Source organism: Actinomadura sp. (assembly GCF_044508335.1).
In the GTDB taxonomy this organism is placed as follows: Bacteria; Actinomycetota; Actinomycetes; order Streptosporangiales; family Streptosporangiaceae; genus Spirillospora.
In genome coordinates this window covers 1-3600 of the sequence record NZ_JBIQHY010000220.1, presented here as the reverse complement: position 1 = coordinate 3600, position 3600 = coordinate 1, and the positions used below count along the sequence as shown (strand labels likewise).

Below are 3600 nucleotides of genomic sequence, written 5' to 3'. Positions count from 1 at the left end.
CCGTGCTGGACCGCCTCCTCGGGCTTGAGGGAGTCCGAACGGACATCGCGATGATGCGCACTCCGGACGGCCACGGACGGGTCGAGCTGACCAAGTACCGCACACCGCCGAGCCTGGACGGTGACGCGCACGCTCCGCCGCACACGCTGGGCGCGCATCGCATCATGTTCGCCGTCGACGACATGGACGACGTCCTCGAACGCCTGCGGCCGCACGGAGCCGAACTCCTCGGCGAACTCGTCCAGTACGAGGACAGCTACCGGCTCTGCTACCTCCGCGGCCCGGCAGGCATCATCGTCGCGCTGGCCGAGCAGACCAACTGACAGAGTCGCCCCCGCATCAGGGCGCGCCCTGAAAGTCAGGTCACCCCCTGGGGGTGTGAGGGTGTGCCCGCCAGGCGGCGCTGCCGTTCGACGGTGGCCAGGTAGAAGGCCCAGGCGAATGCGAAGCTGGTGAAGAGGCTGGAGACGAAGAACAGCCATGGGCGGCCGATGCCGCGGCGGCGGCCGTCGATGATCGTCATGAGCGGCAGCAGGATCACGTTGCCGATCGTGTAGTCCTGGCCGGCGGAGTTCGCGGCGGGGTCGGTGAACATCAGGTCGATGTACTGCGCCCAGCTGCCGTCGCCCCAGATCGGGTTGACGTTGCCGAGGAGCGACAGCACCTCGTCAGCGCCACGCCGCCCCGCAGTTTTGTCATTATTGTCGAAACAGATAGGTTCAGGCGCATGGCCAAGCCGGCGCAGACGGCGCGCAGCGAACGCACCCGCGAGGCGCTGCGGCGCGCCGCTCTGGTCCGGTTCCTCGCCCAGGGAGTGGAGAACACCTCGGCCGAGCAGATCGCCGCCGACGCCGGGGTGTCGCTGCGGACCTTCTACCGCCACTTCGCCTCGAAGCACGACTTGCTGTTCGCCGACTACGACGCCGGCCTGCACTGGTTCCGCAGCGCGCTGGCGGCCCGTCCGGACGACGAGCCCATCATCGGGTCGGTGCGGGCGGCCATCTTCGCCTTCCCCTACGACGTGGAGGCCGTCACGCAGATCGCCGCCCTGCGGGCCGAGGCGCTCGACCCCTCCCAGATGGTCCAGCACATCCGCCAGGTCGAGTCGGACTTCGCCGAGGCGGTGGCCGAACGGCTCGCCCGCCTCACGGCCCCGGACGGCGGTGCGCCGATCGGCGAGCGGCTCGCCGTCACCGTGACCGCGCGGTGCGTCGCCGCCGCCGTCTTCGGTGCGATGGAGGTCTGGATGCTGGGCGAGGAGCGGTCCTTGGCCGAGCTGGCGCAGCTGTGCCACTCCGCGCTCTCCTCGATCGAGGCCGGGATGGTCGATGGCATGTTTCGTCACTATTGACGAAACCTGGAGGGCGTGTCAGCCTCCCGGAGAGGCCACGGGAACCGGGGAGGCGGCGCGATGCAGCGCTTCGACGCGATCGTCATCGGCGCGGGGCACAACGGGCTGGCGGCGGCCGCCCTGCTGCAGCGGGCAGGTCTGCGGACCGTCTGCCTGGAGTCCAAGCGGTACGCCGGCGGGATGGCCTCCACCGTCGAGCTCTTCGACGGCTACAAGTTCGAGATCGCGGGCTCGCTGCAGTTCCCGACGTCCGCGACGGTCAGCCGCGAACTCGGCCTGGACGCGGTGCCCACCGTGGACGTGGACGTCATGTCGGTGTCACTGCGCGGCGTCGGCGACGACCCGCTCGTCTACTACACCGACCCGATGCGGCTGATGACCCACCTGAACGAGGTGCACGGCACCGAGGTCGTCAACGGCATGGCCGAGCTGATGGCATGGAGCCGGGCACCGGCCCGGGCACTCGGACGCTTCGACGCCGGGTCGCCACCCAAGACGCTGGACGAGATGTACGCCTGCGCGACCAATGAGCGCGAACGGTCCAGCATCACCGACCTGCTGTTCGGATCGGTCACCGACGTGCTCGACCGCTACCTCCCCGACAAGGACAAGCACGGCGCACTGCGGGGGATGCTCGCCTTCCTCGCGGTCAACACCACCTACCGCGGCCCGGCCACGCCGGGGAGCGCCGCAGCTCTGGCCTTCGGCCTGGCCGTCCCCGACGAGAGCACGGTTCTGATGAAGAAGCCGCGGGGCGGCATCGGAGCGCTCACCGCGCACCTCCGGGACCTGTTCACCTCCGCCGGCGGAGAGCTGCGGCTGCGCACCGAAGTGACAGAGATCCGCGTCGTGAATGGACGCGTCGTGGGCGTCCGGACCAAGGACGGGTCAACGCTCGACGCCCCGATCGTCGTCTCCTGCATCGCCCCCGACCTGACGATCACCCGCCTGGTCCCGTCCAGCGCCGTGGCCGCCGACGTGCGCCACCGCTTCTCCCGCGTCGACCACCGCGGCAGCTACGTCCAGATGCACTTCGCGTTGGACGGCGCACCGGAGTTCGCGGCACCCTACGAGCTGCTCAACGACCCGTCGATGCAGGCGGCCATCGGCCTGTTCAGCACGCCGGAGGAACTCCAGCGGCAGTGGGAGGACTGCCGCCGCGGGGTCGTGCCGGCCGACCCGGCCATCGCGTTCCAGATCCCCTCGGCACACGACCCCGGCCTCGCGCCGCCGGGCAAGCACGCGGCATCGGCGTTCTCACTGTGGTTCCCCATCGAGGCCGACCGCGCCGACTACGCCCGGTTGAAGGCCGAGATGGGACAGCGCGTGATCGACAAGATCACCCGGGTCGCACCCGGCTTCGCCGACCTCATCACCAAGCACACCACGTTCACACCACGCCACATGAGCACCATGTTCGGGGCGCCGGGCGGCGACTACTGCCACGGCCTGCTCCACCCGGAGCAGATGGGTCCCCACCGCCCCGGTCCGACCGGATACGCCGACCGGCCGCTCGGCATCGACGGGCTCTACCTGGGCAGCGCGGGTTGCCACGGCGGCCCGGGCATCACCTTCATCCCCGGCTACAACGCCGCCCACGCGGCCCTCACCGACAGCTGACCCGACGCCCGTCTGCGGTGCTCACCGAGTGTCCGCCACCTGGGCGGACGGGCCGCTCCGCATCAGCGGGCGACCGGCCGGCGGACCTGGTTCACCAGTAGGTCACAGACCACGCCATCGTCGGTGTCGTCACGCACGGCTCCGCCTTCAGAGCCTCACCCTCGACTCCGGCGATGACACACCTACCCGTGGCCTTGTTCAGGATCGCCATGTTCTGGTGGGTCCAGAAGTGACGCGAGTCCCTGTTGTCGCACGGCACCAGCGACATATAGGGGTAAGGCCAGCCCGAGTAGGGGACAAGGCACTGCCCCGTCTGGAGGCTGATCAGGAATCCGCCGTTCCACCATCCCCATCGCTGCCCCACGTCAGTGGAGTTGCATCGACCGTAGTAGGCCGCGCCGGTGTTGGAATCGAAACACAGTCCCGTCAAGGGGTTCATGATCTTGAATGGACCCGGAATCCCCGGCCACGTCATCCCTGCCGGCTGCATGTCCCCCGACGCTCTGGCATGGTCAGCCGGTGACTGGGCTGCCGCCGGAGAAGCTCCCAGCGGCGCCAGTACGGCTGTCAGCGTGAATACCACACCGATCCTCTTGTTCCGCAGCATTCCTCTCCCCAGTCTTTGCACT

General features: G+C 69.2%; 5 protein-coding genes. 3 read left to right on the top strand and 2 right to left on the bottom strand.

Annotated features, from left to right (window positions below; translation table 11 throughout):
* On the top strand, positions 1 to 323 hold a 323-nt coding region (locus ACIWVC_RS34345), incomplete at its 5' end, for a VOC family protein (RefSeq protein WP_396455171.1).
* Between the two features lie 35 nt (positions 324 to 358).
* Here ACIWVC_RS34345 and ACIWVC_RS34340 read toward each other — a convergent pair.
* Entirely contained in the window at positions 359 to 664 is a 306-nt protein-coding gene (locus ACIWVC_RS34340) for a DUF2834 domain-containing protein (protein ID WP_396453185.1), read from the bottom strand.
* Between the two features lie 63 nt (positions 665 to 727).
* On the opposite strand from ACIWVC_RS34340, the gene ACIWVC_RS34335 reads away from it, so the two are divergent.
* On the top strand, positions 728 to 1351 hold the full coding sequence (locus ACIWVC_RS34335) for a TetR/AcrR family transcriptional regulator (protein WP_396453183.1): 624 nt from the start codon (positions 728 to 730) through the stop codon (positions 1349 to 1351).
* A 60-nt stretch (positions 1352 to 1411) separates the two neighbouring features.
* On the top strand, positions 1412 to 2971 hold the full coding sequence (locus ACIWVC_RS34330) for a phytoene desaturase family protein (protein WP_396455169.1): 1560 nt from the start codon (positions 1412 to 1414) through the stop codon (positions 2969 to 2971).
* 91 nt (positions 2972 to 3062) lie between these two features.
* On the opposite strand, the gene ACIWVC_RS34325 is transcribed toward ACIWVC_RS34330, so the two are convergent.
* The coding region (locus tag ACIWVC_RS34325) for a hypothetical protein (protein ID WP_396453181.1) at positions 3063 to 3600 on the bottom strand (538 nt) is incomplete at its 5' end.

Coding starts and splice junctions, on each gene's coding strand:
- ACIWVC_RS34335 (WP_396453183.1), top strand. CDS start 728: ATGGCCAAGCCGGCGCAGACGGCGCGCAGCGAACGCACCCGCGAGGCG.
- ACIWVC_RS34330 (WP_396455169.1), top strand. CDS start 1,412: ATGCAGCGCTTCGACGCGATCGTCATCGGCGCGGGGCACAACGGGCTG.